Consider the following 15,985-nt stretch of genomic DNA (forward strand, 5'->3'; position numbering starts at 1 on the left):
GAAGAAACCCGCCGCAAGCTGCGGGCGGCGCGGCCGGCCGAAGAAGGCGCCGAGGCGGCGGGGACGACAACGGGCGCGGCAGCGGGCGCGCCGACCAGTCCGGAGCAGGGCGCGGCAGCCGCGCAGGCTCCCGCCGCAGAAAAGAAAGCCCCGGCCGCGTCTTCCGCGGTCCAGGGCGTTTCGGGCGTGAAGCTCAACAACTACGACGAGCCCGCCGCGCCCTGAGGCGCGGGCTTGCCCAAGGCCGGCCCGCAAGGGGCCGGCCCGATTCAGATCACGTAGTTCTTGTAGCGCTCGATGTAGTCGCGGGCGCTGCCGTTCAATTCGCGCACGCAGCGTTCGGCCTCGTCGCCGTCGCCGCGCACCATGGCGTCCAGCAGGGCGCGGTATTGCTTGATCCCCATCTCTGAGCGGCCCGGCAGCAGGGCCACGCGGCGCATCGACACGCGGGTGCGGTCGTAGATGCGCTCGATCATGTCGCTCAGCACCGGATTGCGCGCCAGTTCCTTGATGTGGTTGCGGAACTGCTCGATCGTGGCCACGTGCGCCTCGATGTCGCCGCTTTTCAGGCTTTGTTCGAAGGGCTCGCCCAGCAGGGCCTGCATCGCTTCCCAGTCGGCGGGCGTGGCGTTGGCCATGGCCAGCCGCACCGCCAGTCCATCCAGGGCTTCGCGCACCTGATACAGGCGATAAGTGGTTTCCATGTCGACCAGGGCCACCACGGCGCCCTTGTTGGGCACCCGTTCCACCAGCGCGCGGTCTTCCAGCGTCGCCAGCACTTCGCGCGCCTTGGCGCGCGGGATGTCATAGGCCTGCGCCAGGTCTTCTTCCGGCACGCGGGTGCCGGGCAGCAAGGCCTGCGACGCAATGCGTTCCCGCATATCCAGTATGACTTCGTGGGTGGAGGCCGCCTTGCGTGTTTCGGGGGCGGCGGCGTCAGCAGAGGCAGTCGCGCGTTTAGTGGGCATGTAGGCACCTGGGTTGAGTGGGGCAAAGCATATCACAATTTGAACGCAAGATTGTGCACAATTTAGAATGCGTAGTTGTAAATCAGCATTGACACAATAAAACGCACAAGAATATAGTGGCTTCACTTCGTCGCCGTACCCACTCATCCAAGGAGCCCTGGGCAATGAAAGACGCCGCGCAGTCCCCTCAACTTCCCGGCCCGCAGTGCCAGGCGTATCTGGCCCGGCGCAATGCCGCGGTCGCGCTGGGCGTGGCCAATGGCCCTCCGGTGTTCGCGGCCGCTGCCCGCGGCGCCACGCTGACCGACCTGGACGGCAACGCGTACATCGATTTCGCCGGCGGCATCGGCACCCTGAACGTAGGACATGCGCACCCCGAGGTGGTGGCCGCCGTCCAGGCGCAGGCGGCGCGCTACCTGCACACCTGCTTCAACATCGTCATGTATCCGGAATACATCGAGCTGGCCGAGACGCTGGTCGGCCTGGTCCCGGGATCCTGGCCCAAGAAGGCCATGCTGCAGACGACTGGCGCCGAGGCCGTCGAAAACGCCATCAAGGTGGCGCGCCGCGCCACCGGCCGGCAGGCGGTGGTGGCCTTCGAGAACGCCTTCCACGGCCGCACCTACATGGCGCTGTCCCTGACCGCCAAGGCGCCCGCCTACAAGACCGGGTTCGGTCCCTTCGCATCCGAGGTCTATCGCGCGCCGTTCCCGGTGCGCTACCGCTCGGGGCTGACCGAAGCCGAATGCGCCGAGGCCGCCTTCAACGAATTCCGCCGCCTGGTCGAAACCGAGGTCACGCCGGAGCAGGTCGCCGCGGTGATCATCGAGCCGGTGCAGGGCGAGGGCGGTTTCCATGCCGCGCCGCCCGCCTTCCTGCAGGCGCTGCGCGCCTACTGCACCCAACACGGCATCGTGCTGATCGCCGACGAGATCCAGTCTGGTTTCTGCCGCACCGGTGAATGGTTCGCCACCCAGCATGCCGGCATCGAGGCCGACCTTTACACCCTGGCCAAGTCCATGGGCGGGGGGCTGCCGATAGCGGCGCTGGTGGGGCGCGCCGACCTGATGGACGCGCCCGCCGTGGGAGGCCTGGGCGGCACCTATGGCGGCAACCCGCTGGCGTGCGCCGCGGCGCTCGCCAGCATTGCCGTCATGCGGCGCGAAGACTACGCGGCGCGAGCCAGCGACCTGGGCAGCCGGGTGCGCACACGCTTTGCGGACTGGGCCGGCCAGTACGGCATCGTCGGCGACGTGCGCGGCCTGGGCGCCATGGTGGCGTTCGAAGTCGTGCGCGGCGCGGGCGACGACAGTCCCGCTGGCGACCTGGCGGCCCACATCGTGCAGGCCGCCTACCAGGGCGGGCTGGTGCTGGTGAAGGCGGGCTTTTACGGCAACGTGATCCGCTTCCTGGCGCCGCTTTCCATTACCGACGAGGAACTGGCCCGCGGCCTGGACATCCTCGGACGCGCGGTGGCCGACGCCCAGCGCATCGCCGACGCCCGCGCGTCGCAAGCGGCTTGAGGAGCGCGCCATGCATACATTGTTGAAACTGAAGAACGCGCGCAAGGTGGTCAGCCAGCTGGGCGCGGCCAAGCCGGGCATGGACGTGCTGGTGCTGTATGACCTGCATACCCACCATAACGTCGAGCCCCTGGCCATTGCGGTGGACGAGGCGGGCGCCGGCCTGCATCTGCTGCAGATCGCCGGCTCCGCGCGCCACGGCCGGCAGTTGTCGCCGGTGGTGGCCCAGGCCATGCAGGCGGCCGACCTGGTCATCGCGCTGACCCGCGCCAATGCCGCGCACACCGATGCGCGCCAGCAGGCCACGCGCGCCGGGGTCGGCGTGATCGTGCTGCCCGAATCACACCTGCCCGATTTCTTCCTGGCCGAAGGCTGGGACTGCGATTTCGATGCGTTGCGCCCGCAGATCCAGGGGCTGGCCGACGCGCTGACCCGCGCCGACACCGCCCGCGTCACCAGCGAACTCGGCACCGACGTGACCATGAGCATCGCCGGCCGCCGCGGCCGCGCGCTGCACGGCTTTGCCAACACCACCGACATTTCGGCGGGCTATTGCCTGGAGTCCAGCCTGGCGCCGGTGGAAGGCACGGCCGAAGGCGTGATCGTGGTCAACGCCAGCATCCCCGGCGTCTCGCTGATCCGCGACGAACCCGTGCGCATCCATATGGAAAAGGGCATGGCGGTGGCGATCGAGGGCGGCGCGGTGGCGCGCCAGTTCCGCGATCTGCTGGCCAGCTTCAACGATCCGCTGGTCTACAACCTGGGCGAGCTGGGCGTAGGCATGAACCCGCGCTGCCAGCTGGACGGCACCATGCTGTCCGACGAATCGGTCTACGGCTCGATCCAGCTGGCGCTGGGCACCAGCGCCTACATCGGCGGCACCGTCAAGGCGGCGGCGCACTACGACACCATCGTCACCGACGCCACGCTGGAACTGGACGGCAGGGTGGTGCTCAAGGGCACCGAACTGCGCCTGGAGGACGCGGCATGAGCATAGACCTGAGCCGCGACGCCGACGGCGTGGCCACCGTGCTGATGAACCGCCCTGAAAAGCGCAACGCGTTCACGCTGGACATGTACCGGGAATTCGGCCGGGTCATGCGCGAGCTCGACGCCGACGACGCCGTGCGCTGCGTGGTGCTGCGCGGCGCGGGCGGCGCTTTCTGCGCCGGCAGCGACATCGGCGGCTTCGAGGAAGACCGCGACGGCGCCGCGCAGGCGGCCGAGTACGCGCTCTTCACCCTGTCCATGACCGACACGCTCAAGCACCTGCGCCACCCCACCGTGGCCTGCATCGAAGGCGTGTGCGTGGGCGGCGGGCTGGAGCTGGCCGCCCTGTGCGACATCCGCATCGGCGGGCGCAACAGCCGCTACGGCATCCCGGTGAATCGCATCGGCCTGACCGTGGACCACCAGGAACTGGCCGACCTGATCCGCGTGGTGGGCGCTGCGCGCGTGCTGGAAATCCTGCTGGAAGGAAACATCTTCGGCGCCGATGAGGCCATGTCCAAGGGTCTGCTGACCCGCGTGGTGGATGACGAGCGCGTGGCGGAACAGACCTACGCGACCGCCCGCCGCATCGCCGCGGCGGCGCCGCTGGTCAACCGCTGGCACAAGCGCTTCGTGGGCCAGCTGCGCGAAGGACGCGCATTGACTCCGGACGAACGCAGCGAAGCCTACGAATGCTTCGGCACCGAGGACTACCGGCGCGGCCGCGAAGCCTTCGCCGCCAAGCGCATTCCTGAATTCATCGGCCGCTGATCCGGCCACCGACCCAAGACGGACCGCATATGACTCAAGCTGCATCCCCCCTTGCCGGCATCAAGATCCTGGATCTTTCGCAGATCATGGCCGGGCCGTATTGCACCATGGTGCTGGCCGACCTGGGCGCCGAGGTCATCAAGGTCGAGAAGACCGGCGCCGGCGACGACTCCCGTGAAATGGGCCCCTATGTGAACGGCGAATCCACCTGTTTCGCCCAGATCAACCGCAACAAGCAGGGCGTGGCGCTGAACCTGAAGGACCCCGAGGCCCGCGAGGTGCTGTACGAGCTGGCGCGCTGGGCCGACGTGGTGGTGGAGAACTACCGCGTGGGCGTGACCAAGTCGCTGGGCGTGGACTACGAAACGCTGTCGCGCATCAATCCGCGCCTGGTGTATTGCTCCATCTCCGGCTACGGCCATTCCGGACCCTACGCGGGCAAGGGCGGCTTCGACCTGGTGGCCCAGGGCATGAGCGGCATCATGAGCATGACGGGCGAACCCGGCGGGCGGCCCCTGAAGTCGGGCATCGCCATCTATGACGTGGGGGCGGGACTGACCGCGGTCTACGCCATCCTGGCCGCCTGCATCCACCAGATGAAGACGGGCGAGGGCCAGCACATCGACATCGCGCTGGCCGAGTGCGGACTGCCCTGGTTCGTCTGGGAAGCCGCCGCCTATTTTGCCGACGGCACGGTGCCGGAAGGCACCGGCAGCCGGCACCGCGTGTCGGCGCCATATCAGGCGTTCAACACGCGCCAGGGCTACATCATGATAGGCGCGGCCAACCAGCGCACCTGGGAACGCCTGTGCGCGGACGTGCTGGAACGGCCTGAACTGATCACCGATCCGCGCTTCATCACCAACTCCGACCGGCTGACCCACATTGCCGAGCTGGAACCCATATTGGAAGCGGAGTTTGCGCGCGCCGACGCGGCCGAATGGATCGAGCGCTGCGAACGGGCGTCCGTGCCCTGCGGTCCGATCAACGATTTCGGCCAGGCCATGCAGGACCCGCATTACCTGGCGCGCGGCATGGTGCAGGAACTGGACCATCCCGCGCTGGGCAAGATGAAGACCATCGGCATTCCAACCAAATTTTCCAAAACGCCAGGCGCCTTGCGCACGGCGGCGCCGCTGATGGGCCAGCACACCGACGAGGTGCTGCGCCGCTTTGGCGTGGCGGAAGACAGAATTGCAGGCATGCGCGCCCGAGGAGTCATCGCGTAGCAGGCAAACCGCAGCAGGCAGTATCGAAGTCGCATCCAAGCTACAAGGGGACGCCGGCGTTGCTGACGCCGGCGGCTATTCGAAGTTGAACAAAGATGTTCACGCCGCAAGGAACCTTCATGACACAGCCCATCCATCTCTCCCGCCGCGGCTTTATCGCGGCCAGCGCCGCGCTGGCCGCCTGCGCCGCCGCGCCCTCCCTGGTCCGGGCGCAGTCGGCCCAGCCGTTCCGCCTGGGGGCGCTCAATTCCATCACCGGCGTCGGCGGCCCCTACGGGCCGGCCATGCTGGAAGCCATCAAGATCGCCATCGACGAGGTCAACGCCGCCGGCGGCGCCGCCGGCCGCAAGATCCAGCTCTACGCCGAAGACGACCAGACCAAGCCCGACGCCGCCGTGCTGGCCGTGAAGAAGCTGATCGAGATCAACAAGGTCGAGGCGGTGGTGGGCATCTGGCCGTCGTCGGTGGGCCTGGCCGCCATGCCCATCACCAATGCCGCGGGCCTCATCACCATGAACACCTGCGGCGCGCCGGAAATGCTGACCGAGAACAAGCAGGGGCTGGCCTGGATGTTCCAGGCGTCCAACGCCGTGTTCGGCCGCGCCTTTGCGGAAGTGGCGCGCCAGCGCGGCTTCAAGCGGCCGGCGGTCATGGCTTTCAATAACTCCACCTTCGTGGGGCAGGCAAACTACTTTCGTGATGCCTGGCAGGAGAAGGGCGGCAAGGTCAGCGCCTTCACCATCTACGAACCCAACCAGACCACCTACCGCACCGAGCTGACGAAGGTGCTGGCGTCCAAGCCCGACGTGATCTCGCTGAGCGCTTACCGGCCCGACGCCACCATCATCCTGAAGGAGTGGTTCCAGACCGGCCAGGACTGCAAGTTCATCATGCCCGGCTGGACCGCCAACGAAGACCTGGTGAAGGCGCTGGGCAAGGAAGCCACCGAGGGCATCATCTCGATCTCCAACGTCGCGGCCCACGAGCACCAGGCGTACAAGACCTTCGCCGCAGAATTCCGCAAGCGCACCAAGCGCGAGCCGGACATCTTTGCTTCGCAGTCCTACGACATGGTGATCACGCTGGCGCTGGCGATCGAGGCGGCGGGGGCCACCGCGGACGTGGCCGCCATCAACGGCAAGATCCGCGCCGTGACCGCGCAGGGCGGCGGTGAAAAGGTCAGCGGTTTTGCGCAAGGCCAGGCGCTGCTGCGCGCAGGCAAGCCGGTGGACTACGACGGCGCATCCTCGCGCCTGGACTTCGGCAAGCAGGGCGAGACCGTGCCGGACTTTGGCGTCTTCGACATCCGCGACGGCAAGCTGGTGCTCAATGAAGTCATCGCCGGCAAAGTCTGACGATAAAAACACTAGGGGAACACAAGTATGGATGCAATCACCGTCATCAACGCCGGGATCAACGGCGTTGTGATCGGGATGCTGCTGGCCTTGCCGGCACTGGCGATCACGCTGGTGTTCGGCATCGCCCGCTTTCCCAATGCCGCCAGCGGCGACTACATGACGTTGGGCGCCTACGCCGCCGTCTTCACGCAGGCGCTGGCCGGCGGCTCGATGCTGGCGGGCGGCCTGGCCGCCGTCGCCGGCACCACCCTGGTCAGCCTGTTCTTCTATGCCTGGGTGTTCCGGCCGCTGGAGTCGCGCTCCAACGTGTCGCGCCTGATCGCGTCCATCGGCGTGGCGTTCGCGCTGCGCAGCACGATCACCTTCTTCGCCGGGCAGGACCAGTACACCTTCGACCTGCCGCTTACGCGCGCCTGGAATTTCGGCGGCGTGCGCATTTTGCCTACCGATCTCTACATCGTCGGCACGGCGGTGGCGGCGCTGGCGCTGGTGTTCGCGTTGATGCACATGACGCCCACCGGGCGGCGCATGCGGGCGGTGGCCGACAACCCGGAGCTGGCCGCGGCCAGCGGCATACGCGGACGGCGCGTGATGATCACGCTGTGGAGCATCGCGGGCGCCTATTGCGGGCTGGGCGGCGTGCTGCTGGGCATCAAGGCAGTGGTGATCCCCGAACTGGGCTGGGAACTGTTGATGCCCATGTTCGCGGCCGTGATCCTGGGCGGCATCGGCAATCCGGTGGGCGCCATCGTCGGGATCATGGTGTTCAGCATTGCGCAGGAAATCGCCAGCCTGGTGGTGGGACCTGCCTACAAGATCGTGTTCGCCTTCGCGGTGCTGCTGTGCGTGCTGCTGCTGCGTCCCCAGGGCATCTTCGGCCGTCCGATGGCGGCGAGGTGAAATCATGGAAGCCTATCTGATTGCTATCGCCATCGGGATCCTGATCTACATGCTGCTGGCCTTCGGCCTGTCGCTGCATTACGGGTTCACCGGACTGATCAACTTCGGCCACGTCGGCTTCTTCGCCATCGGCGCCTATACCTCGGCCCTGCTGTCGCTCAAGGGCGTGCCCATCCCCATCTCCATGGCGGCGGCCGCGGCCTTCGCGGCGCTGGCCGCGTGGCCGCTGGGCATGATCGCCTTGCGGCTGGGCAGCGACTACCTTGCCATCGTGACGCTGGGCTTCTCGGAGTCGGTGCGCATGATGCTGCAGACCGAGGAATGGCTGACGCGCGGGATGCACGGCCTGCCAGGCATCCCGCGGCTGTTCGCGGGCTGGGCCTCGCCGCAGACGGTGGACCTGTGGATCATGCTGCTGCTTCTGGCGGTCAACGCCGGCGCGTTGTTCCTCATCCATCTGGTGATACGCAGCCCGTTTGGCCGCGTGATCGAGGCGGTGCGGGACAACGAAGTCGCGGTGCGGGCGCTGGGCAAGGACCCGGCCCGCTTCAAGACCCGTTCGCTGATGCTGGGCGCGGGCCTGGCCGGCCTGGCGGGCGCCTTCCAGGCGCACTACCTGACCTTCATCAGCCCCGAGCAGTTCGTGCCGCTGATCACCTTCTACATCTGGATCGCCATCATCCTGGGCGGAGTGGGGCGCTTGAGTGGCGTGGTGGCCGGCACGGTGCTGCTGGTCGGATTCCTGGAAGGTTCGCGCTTCGTGCGGGACTTCGTCGGCGGCATCTCGGAGGTGCAGATGGCCAGCGTGCGCATTGGCGTCATCGGCCTGGCGCTCATCTGCGTGGTGCTATACCGGCCCCAGGGCATTTTCGGCAACGCGGGCACTACGCGCAGGAGAAAGGCATGACGCTGCTTTGCATCAAAGGGCTGAGCGCCAGCTTCGGCGGCTTCAAGGCGCTGGACGACGTGTCGCTGGAAGTGCGCAAGGGTGAAATGGTGGGGGTGATAGGCACCAACGGCGCGGGCAAGAGCACGCTGTTCTCGGTGGTCACGGGCTACATCCCGCCCAGTTCCGGGTCCGTGCGCTTCGCGGACGAGGACATCACGGGCGTGGCCGTGCACCAGCGCGTGCGCCGGGGCCTGGCCCGTACCTTCCAGGTGCCGCGCGAGTTCAGCCAGCTGACGGTCTTCGACAACATGATGGCGGCGGCGCCGGACCAGCGCGGCGAAAAGCTGGCGGCGCTGGTGTTCGCCCGCCGTGAGGTGGCCCGCGAAGAGGCGCGCAACGCCGAGCGCGTGCATGATCTGCTGGCCTTCCTGAACCTGTCGCGGGTCGCGGACGAGCCCGCCGGGAAACTGTCGGGCGGCCAGAAGAAGCTGCTGGAGCTGGGACGGCTCTTGATGCTGGAGCCGCGCTGCATCCTGCTGGACGAGCCGTTCGCCGGCGTCAACCCGGTGCTGATCGAGGAGCTGTCGGCGCGCATCGTGGAACTGAACCAGCGCGGCCTGACCGTCGCCATCATCGAACACAACCTGGAAGAGCTGTCGCGCATCGTGCCGCGCATGTACGTCATGGACCGAGGCCGCGTCATCGCCGAAGGCACGCCCGACAGCGTCCTGGCCAATGAACAGGTGCGCGAGGCGTACATGGGGGGAGTGATATGAGCCAGCTCGTCATGCAAGGCCTGTCCGGCGGCTACGGCGAGGTCGATATCGTGTCCGGCATCGACATGCACGTGGCGCCGCGCGAGATCGTTACCATCGCCGGCACCAACGGCGCGGGCAAGTCCACGCTGGTCAAGGCGGTGATGGGCCTGTTGCCGCGCATCGCCGGCACCATGGCCTTTGACGGCCGCGACCTGCTCACGCTGCCGGTCGAGGAGCGCGTGCGCATCGGTATCTCCTATGTGCCGCAGGTGCGCAATGTGTTCGGCGCGCTGACCGTGCTGGAGAACCTGCAGGTGGTGGAACACGTGCAGGCGCGTGAAAAGCGCATCCGCGACATGTTCGAGCTGTTCCCGGCGCTGGCCGGGCGGCGCAAGACCCACGCCGAGAACCTGTCCGGCGGCGAACGCCAGCAACTGGCCTTCGCCCGGGCGCTGATGTCCTCGCCGCGCCTGATGGTGCTGGACGAACCGTCCGCCGCCTTGTCGCCGGCGTTGACCGAGCAGGTGTTCGCCGAAGTGCGGCGGCTGCCGCAGATCGGCGTGGGCGTGCTGATGGTGGAGCAGCGCGCGCGCCAGGCGCTGGCGTTCAGCGACCGCGGCTACATCCTGGATTCCGGCCGCATCGTGCTGACCGACACGGGGCAGGCGCTGCTGGCCAACCAGCATATGAGCGATCTGTACATAGGACGGGGCGGCCACGCGGGCGCGGACCGTCCGCCCAGCGGCAGCATCCCCGCTTGAAACCGCCAGAGCCATCCCGCCGGCAGCCGCCGGCGGGATGGCAAATTCCTATTCCCATATCCCTTTGCAGGAGCCGTATCTTGCCTAATTCCGAAGCCATGGTTTCCCCGGCGTCCGTTGCGCGCCGCCCGGCGCCCGACGCCATCGCCGCCTTGACCGCCACCCAGGGCCTGGCCGCGCTGGAGCAGGGCACGCTGACCTGCGAAGCCTGGGCGCGCGCCTGCCTGGACCGCATCGAAGAGCGCAACGGCGGCGTCAAGGCCTGGGTCCGGGTGGACGCCGAGGGCGCGCTGGCCCGCGCCCGTGAATGGGACCGCCACGGCCGGCGGCGCGCGCTGGACGGCGTGCCGCTGGGCATCAAGGACACCATCGACACGGCGGCCATGCCCACCGAATTGGGCGACCCCGAGATCTTCCCCGGCCGCCAGCCCGAGGCCGACGCGCCCGTGGTGACGCAGGCGCATGAGCTGGGGTTCAACGTGCTGGGCAAGAACACCGTGTCGCGCCACGCCATCATGCTGCCGGGGCCTGCGCGTAATCCGCATGACCTGACCCGTACGCCGGCCGCGTCCTCGGCCGGTTCGGCGGCGGCCGTTGCCGATTTCATGGCGCCGCTGTCCATCGGCACGCAGACGGCGGGTTCGATTCTGCGGCCCTCGGCGTTCTGCGGCGCGGTGGGCTTCAAGCCCACGCTGGACGCCATTCCCTACGTGGCGATCCGGCGTTATTCGCGGGTGCTGGACGTGATCGGGCCGATCTCGCGTTCGGTCGACGACGCGGCCTTGTTCATGCGGGCGTTTACCGGCGATCCCCGGTTCGATCCGGCCTCCACATTGCGCAGCGATTTCCGCCTGGGCGTTTGGCGGCCGAAGGACTGGGCCGACACCGAGCCCTGCATGCGCGAAAGCTTCGAGGCCAATCTGCGCGCCTTGTCGGCCGCAGGCGTCAAGGTCACGGAACTGGCCATGCCCGCAGCCTTCGACACCATGGGCGAGGCGCAGGACGTGATCATGGCCTACGACCTGGCGCGCGAGTACGCCGCCATCAAGCGCGATCATGCGGCGCTGTGCGATCCCGGGCTGATCGAGTACCTGACGATGGGCGAGGGCCTGTCCGCGGCCGAGTACGCGGGGGCGCTGGATGCCGCCGACGCATGCCGCCGGGCGTTCTACGACGTTGCGCGCGAAGTCGACGCAGTGGCCATGCCGTCCACGCTGGGCGAGGCGCCGCCGGCCAGCTCCACCGGCAGCTCCGCCTTCATCCGCATCTGGTCGCTGCTGCACAACCCGTCCATCACCTTGCCGGTGGCGCGCGGCCCCAATGGCCTGCCGCTGGGCTTCCAGATGGTCGGCTTCGTGAAGGAGGACGCGCGGCTGCTGTACTGGGCGCGTTGCGCCGAGCGCATCCTGGGGTCGACCGCGCACCAGCCCTGACCGGCCTCTGGCCGCGGCTTGCGCCGCCGTGCGCCGCCGGGGCGCGGCGGATGCTTTGGCGCCTTCGGGCGCTTTTTTTGCGTCTGGGCTCTGGGGTTTTCCCTATTCATTCTCAGTATTCGGGAATAAAAAGCAGGGTAAGAGCCATAAATTGATAATCTGCGCTCCGTTAGCTTGGAGCCAAATGTTGAAAGCGGATCTATCAGTCGGGGCAGGCGCGGATCGCGTGCTGTATGTGCTGGCCACCCTGGCCAGGCACGACGGCCCCCTCAGCATCGCCGCGCTGGCCGAGCAGACCGGCCTGGCGCAAAGCACCCTCTACCGCCAGGTGGCGCTGCTCAAGCGCTGGGGCTTCGTCGCCGAGCACGATGGCGAGTACGGTCCCGGCCCGCTGTGCGTGCAGTTGGCCTGGGGCTTTGACCAATCCTCGTTCCTGATCCATGAAGCGCAGCCCGACATGGCCGCGCTGGCCGCCGCTTCTGGCGAAACCATAGGCCTGCTGGTGGCGGTCAAGGATCAGGCCGTGTGCCTGGACATGATCGAGAGCCAGCATCCGCTGCGCTGTTCCTTCACCAAGGGGCGCGGCCTGCCGCTGGCGCGCGGCGCCTCGGCCAAGTCGCTGCTGGCTTTCATGCCGCTTGCCCGACAGCAGGCCGCGTTGGCGTATCTGGCGGCCGAGGCCGATGTGGACGCCGGCCGGCTGGGCCACGAACTGGAAGCCATCCGCACCCAGGGCTATGCCGTCACCGACAGCGAAGTCGATGCCGGCGTCTGGGGCGTCAGCGTCCCCATTTTTCAACGCGCCAACCAGGCCGTGGCCTCGATCACGCTGATGGCGCCGTCGACCCGGGCCGCCCAGCGGCCCGAGGCATTGACCGAAATGACCGTGGCCGCGGCCCGGCGCATCTCGGCGAAGCTGCAAGCTCATTAAGACCGCCTTCTTCCATTCCACGCCGTACCCGTAGACACCCGACTGCCGTATCCATATTCCATAGAGGACCCACCATGACCACTCGCCGCACACTGCTGACCGCCGCCCTGACGCTGGGCCTCGCCTGGAGCGCCGCCCCGGCGTTTGCCCAGGACACCATCCGCGCCGTCACCGACGCGACCTTCCCGCCGATGGAGTTCGTCAAGGACGGCAAGCGCACCGGCTTCGACATCGAACTGGTGGAAGCCCTGGCCGGCGCCATGGGCAAGAAGGTCGAATGGATCGACATCGACTTCAAGGGCCTGATTCCCGCGCTGCAGGCCGGCCGCGCCGACATTGCCGTGTCCGCCATCTACATCACGCCCGAACGCGCCAAGGTGGTGGACTTCACCGATCCGTACTACGCGGGCGGCCTGGTCGTGATGACCAAGAAGGACGGCCCGGTCAAGACCCTGAAGGACCTGGACGGCCGCAAGGTGTCGGTGCAGGTGGGCACCAAGTCGGTCAACTACCTGAAGGAACACTACCCGGCGGTGCAGCGCGTGGAAGTCGAGAAGAACCAGGAGATGTTCAACCTGGTGCAGATCGGCCGCGCCGAAGCCGCCGTGACCGGCAAGCCCGCCGCCAAGCTGTTCGCCCAGAGCACGCCGGACCTGACGGTGCTGAACGACCAGATCACCACCGAGGACTACGGCATCGCCGTGCCCAAGAACAAGCCGGAGCTGACCCGCGAGCTGAACGCCGCGCTGCAGAAGCTCAAGGCCGACGGCAGCTACCAGGCCATCGTCAACAAGTGGTTCGAGGCCCCCGCGAAATGAACCTGGATTTTTCTCCCGTCTTTGCCGACTTCGGCGCGCTGATCAATGGCGCCGTGGTCACCGTCGAGGTGACCGCGGGCGCCTTGCTGCTGGCCTGCGTCATCGGCCTGCTGGTGGGCGTGGGACGCCTGAACCCCAAGCGCTACGTCATCTACAACCTGTGCAGCGTTTATTTGCTGCTGTTCCGCGGCACGCCCTTGCTGGTGCAGCTGTTCATCTGGTTCTTCGGCCTGCCGCATTTCGGCATCACCCTGCCGGCGTTCGCCTGCGGCGTGCTGGGCCTGGGCATGTACTCGGGCGCGTACGTGTCCGAAATCGTGCGCGGCGCGATCCAGTCGGTGGACCGCGGCCAGACCGAAGCGGCGCGCTCGCTGGGCATGTCGTCCGGCCAGGCCATGCGCATCATCGTGCTGCCGCAGGCCGTGGTGCGCATGATCCCGCCGCTGGGCAATGAATTCATCGCGCTGATCAAGAACTCTGCCCTGGTGTCGCTCTTGACGATCCATGACCTGATGCATGAAGGCCAGAAGATCATCAGCGTGTCCTATCGCTCGCTGGAAACCTATCTGGTGGTGGCGCTGATTTATCTGATCCTGACCACGGCCACCATGCTGGTGCTGCGCAAGGTTGAACACCGCCTGCGCGCGGGAGGGATGGTGCAATGAACTCCGCAATGAACTCCGCTACGACCCGGGCCGCGGACCCGCAAGAAATGATCCGCATCCGCGGCCTGCGCAAGTCCTACGGCGACCACGAGGTCTTGCGCGGCATCGACTTCGACGTGCTGCCGTCCCAGGTGGTGGTGGTGATCGGGCCCAGCGGCTCGGGCAAGAGCACCTTGCTGCGCTGCTGCAACGGCCTGGAAGTGGCGCAGACCGGCACCATCGACATCTGCGGCCAGACCCTGCTGGACCACGGCGAGCTGTTGCCCGAGGCCGAGCTGAACCAGCTGCGCATGCAGGTGGGCATGGTGTTCCAGGGCTTCAACCTGTTCCCCCACCTGTCGGTGCTGGACAACGTGACGGTCGGTCCGCGCAAGCTGCGCGGCATGGGCCGCGAAGAAGCGCATGCGCTGGCGGCGGACCTGCTGGACAAGGTCGGCCTGGGCCAGAAGATGTCGGCCATGCCGGCCAGCCTGTCCGGCGGGCAGAAGCAGCGCGTGGCCATCGCCCGCGCGCTGGCCATGCAGCCCAAGGTCATGCTGTTCGACGAGCCGACCTCTGCGCTGGATCCGGAGCTGGTGGGCGAAGTGCTGCAGGTCATGAAGCTGCTGGCCAAGGAAGGCATGACCATGATGGTGGTCACGCACGAAATGGGCTTCGCCCGTGACGTGGCCGACGTGGTGGCGGTGATGGACGGCGGCGTGATCCTGGAATCCGGTTCGCCCGACGTGATCTTCACGCAGCCGCGGGAGCCGCGCACCCGCGAGTTCCTGCAGGCGGTGCTGAACGCGGGGCAGGGGGCGGCATGAGCGTGGCGCAATTCGACCCAAGTCTCTGGAAGGCCCGCGACGACAGCGCCGAACAGGGCGACACGCGCCGCCTGGCGCATATCGTCGAAGCGGCCAGTGGCCAAGCCCGCAAGGGCGAGGCGGTGCTGCTGGGCTTTGCCTGCGATGCCGGCGTGGCCCGCAACCAGGGCCGCATCGGCGCGGCCGAAGGCCCGTCGGCCATCCGCAAGTTCCTGGCGGGCCTGCCGGCCCACGGCCTCACGCGTTTGCTGGACGCGGGCGACGTGGCCTGCGAGGGCGACCGGCTGGAGGACGCGCAGGAGCAACTCGGCCTGCGCGTGGCGGAACTGATGGAGCAGGGCGCACGCCCGCTGGTGCTGGGCGGCGGCCATGAGATCGCCTGGGGCAGCTTCCAGGGCCTGGCGCGCTGGCTGGACGCCCGCGGCGACACGGAACCCGTGCTGGTGCTGAATCTGGACGCGCACTTCGACCTGCGTACCGGGCGGCCCGGCAGTTCCGGCACGCCCTTCGACCAGATCTCGCGCTATTGCGAGGAACGCGGCCGGGCCCTGCAATACGCCTGCCTGGGCGTATCGCGGCTGGCCAATACGCCGGCGCTGTACGCACGCGCCGCCGAAGTCGGCGCGGTCTGGGTCGAGGACCGCGACATGCAGGAGCGCCATCTGGCCGCGCGCCTGGCCAACGTCGACGCCTTGCTGGCCCGGGCCCGGCACGTCTACCTGACCATAGACCTGGACGTGCTGCCCGCGGCGGTCATGCCCGGGGTGTCGGCGCCGGCGCCCTATGGGGTGCCGCTGGCGGTGATCGAGGAAATCGTGCTGCGGGTCAAGGCCAGCGGCAAGCTGCGCCTGGCCGACATGGCGGAGTTCAACCCGCGGTTTGACGTGGACGGCCACGGCGCGCGGGCGGCTGCCCGCCTGGCCTGGCAGTTGTTGAACGATTGAGCGGACCGGCGTCTCATCCTTCGGATGGGGGCAGGACCATACGGGGCGGTTTCCTGGGAGGAAACCGCCCCGTTTTTCATCCCCCTTATGGCGGGCGGCAGGGCTTGCAGCTTATGGCTGGCAGGCTGGACGCTGCCGATTTGGCGGCTTAGGATAAGGGCAGCATCAGGCTTGGGTTTGCGGCCCGTTCAACCGCCGCAACAGTTATATGTCCCCAATTAAAATATTTTCGTTTTAAATG

16 protein-coding genes and 1 pseudogene are annotated in these 15,985 nt (G+C 67.6%); 16 read left to right on the forward strand and 1 reads right to left on the reverse strand.

Features of this window, described 5'->3' with window-relative positions; genetic code table 11:
- Positions 1 to 225, forward strand: a pseudogene (locus tag DXK93_RS21810) (ankyrin repeat domain-containing protein); the annotation flags it as partial.
- A 44-nt stretch (positions 226 to 269) separates the two neighbouring features.
- Here DXK93_RS21810 and DXK93_RS21815 read toward each other — a convergent pair.
- Complete coding sequence (locus DXK93_RS21815; protein ID WP_054456751.1) at positions 270 to 968, reverse strand: GntR family transcriptional regulator; 699 nt, start codon at positions 966 to 968, stop codon at positions 270 to 272.
- Positions 969 to 1,132: 164 nt separating this feature from the next.
- On the opposite strand from DXK93_RS21815, the gene gabT reads away from it, so the two are divergent.
- The 15 genes from gabT (at position 1,133) to hutG (ending at position 15,744) form a co-directional block, all read left to right on the forward strand.
- On the forward strand, positions 1,133 to 2,491 hold the full coding sequence (gabT, locus tag DXK93_RS21820; RefSeq protein ID WP_119451086.1) for a 4-aminobutyrate--2-oxoglutarate transaminase: 1,359 nt from the start codon (positions 1,133 to 1,135) through the stop codon (positions 2,489 to 2,491).
- Between the two features lie 10 nt (positions 2,492 to 2,501).
- The gene (locus tag DXK93_RS21825; protein WP_119451087.1) at positions 2,502 to 3,482 is read left to right on the forward strand and encodes an aminopeptidase; all 981 of its coding nucleotides are present in this window, start codon (positions 2,502 to 2,504) and stop codon (positions 3,480 to 3,482) included.
- Positions 3,479 to 4,252, forward strand: coding sequence for an enoyl-CoA hydratase/isomerase family protein (locus DXK93_RS21830; protein WP_119451088.1), 774 nt, complete (start codon positions 3,479 to 3,481; stop codon positions 4,250 to 4,252). Before DXK93_RS21825 ends, DXK93_RS21830 begins: the two co-directional genes overlap by 4 nt.
- Before the next feature lie 29 nt (positions 4,253 to 4,281).
- On the forward strand, positions 4,282 to 5,481 hold the full coding sequence (locus DXK93_RS21835) for a CaiB/BaiF CoA-transferase family protein (protein WP_054456755.1): 1,200 nt from the start codon (positions 4,282 to 4,284) through the stop codon (positions 5,479 to 5,481).
- A 119-nt stretch (positions 5,482 to 5,600) separates the two neighbouring features.
- Positions 5,601 to 6,836: an ABC transporter substrate-binding protein gene (locus tag DXK93_RS21840; protein WP_225588714.1), complete on the forward strand. Its 1,236-nt coding sequence runs from the start codon at positions 5,601 to 5,603 to the stop codon at positions 6,834 to 6,836.
- A 27-nt stretch (positions 6,837 to 6,863) separates the two neighbouring features.
- Entirely contained in the window at positions 6,864 to 7,739 is an 876-nt protein-coding gene (locus tag DXK93_RS21845; protein ID WP_054456757.1) for a branched-chain amino acid ABC transporter permease, read from the forward strand.
- A 4-nt stretch (positions 7,740 to 7,743) separates the two neighbouring features.
- Positions 7,744 to 8,646 carry a branched-chain amino acid ABC transporter permease gene (locus tag DXK93_RS21850; RefSeq protein ID WP_054456758.1) on the forward strand — a complete coding sequence of 301 codons (903 nt, stop codon included), beginning with the start codon at positions 7,744 to 7,746 and terminating at the stop codon, positions 8,644 to 8,646.
- Complete coding sequence (locus DXK93_RS21855) at positions 8,643 to 9,404, forward strand: ABC transporter ATP-binding protein (RefSeq protein ID WP_119451089.1); 762 nt, start codon at positions 8,643 to 8,645, stop codon at positions 9,402 to 9,404. Before DXK93_RS21850 ends, DXK93_RS21855 begins: the two co-directional genes overlap by 4 nt.
- Positions 9,401 to 10,147: an ABC transporter ATP-binding protein gene (locus DXK93_RS21860; protein WP_119451090.1), complete on the forward strand. Its 747-nt coding sequence runs from the start codon at positions 9,401 to 9,403 to the stop codon at positions 10,145 to 10,147. Before DXK93_RS21855 ends, DXK93_RS21860 begins: the two co-directional genes overlap by 4 nt.
- 80 nt (positions 10,148 to 10,227) lie before the next feature.
- Complete coding sequence (locus tag DXK93_RS21865; RefSeq protein ID WP_233564585.1) at positions 10,228 to 11,580, forward strand: amidase; 1,353 nt, start codon at positions 10,228 to 10,230, stop codon at positions 11,578 to 11,580.
- A gap of 184 nt (positions 11,581 to 11,764) precedes the next feature.
- Positions 11,765 to 12,511: an IclR family transcriptional regulator gene (locus DXK93_RS21870; RefSeq protein ID WP_054456762.1), complete on the forward strand. Its 747-nt coding sequence runs from the start codon at positions 11,765 to 11,767 to the stop codon at positions 12,509 to 12,511.
- A 74-nt stretch (positions 12,512 to 12,585) separates the two neighbouring features.
- Positions 12,586 to 13,329, forward strand: a complete 744-nt coding sequence (locus DXK93_RS21875; RefSeq protein WP_119451092.1) for a transporter substrate-binding domain-containing protein — start codon at positions 12,586 to 12,588, stop codon at positions 13,327 to 13,329.
- Positions 13,326 to 13,994, forward strand: coding sequence for an amino acid ABC transporter permease (locus DXK93_RS21880; RefSeq protein ID WP_013393489.1), 669 nt, complete (start codon positions 13,326 to 13,328; stop codon positions 13,992 to 13,994). Before DXK93_RS21875 ends, DXK93_RS21880 begins: the two co-directional genes overlap by 4 nt.
- A 47-nt stretch (positions 13,995 to 14,041) precedes the next feature.
- Positions 14,042 to 14,800 (forward strand): amino acid ABC transporter ATP-binding protein, encoded by a 759-nt coding sequence (locus DXK93_RS21885; protein ID WP_175162966.1) that lies wholly within the window; start codon positions 14,042 to 14,044, stop codon positions 14,798 to 14,800.
- On the forward strand, positions 14,797 to 15,744 hold the full coding sequence (hutG, locus tag DXK93_RS21890; protein ID WP_054456765.1) for a formimidoylglutamase: 948 nt from the start codon (positions 14,797 to 14,799) through the stop codon (positions 15,742 to 15,744). The genes DXK93_RS21885 and hutG overlap by 4 nt, the downstream gene beginning before the upstream one ends.
- Positions 15,745 to 15,985 lie beyond the last annotated feature (241 nt).

Source organism: Achromobacter sp. K91 (assembly GCF_003576205.1).
Taxonomy (GTDB): domain Bacteria; phylum Pseudomonadota; class Gammaproteobacteria; order Burkholderiales; family Burkholderiaceae_B; genus Achromobacter; species Achromobacter aegrifaciens.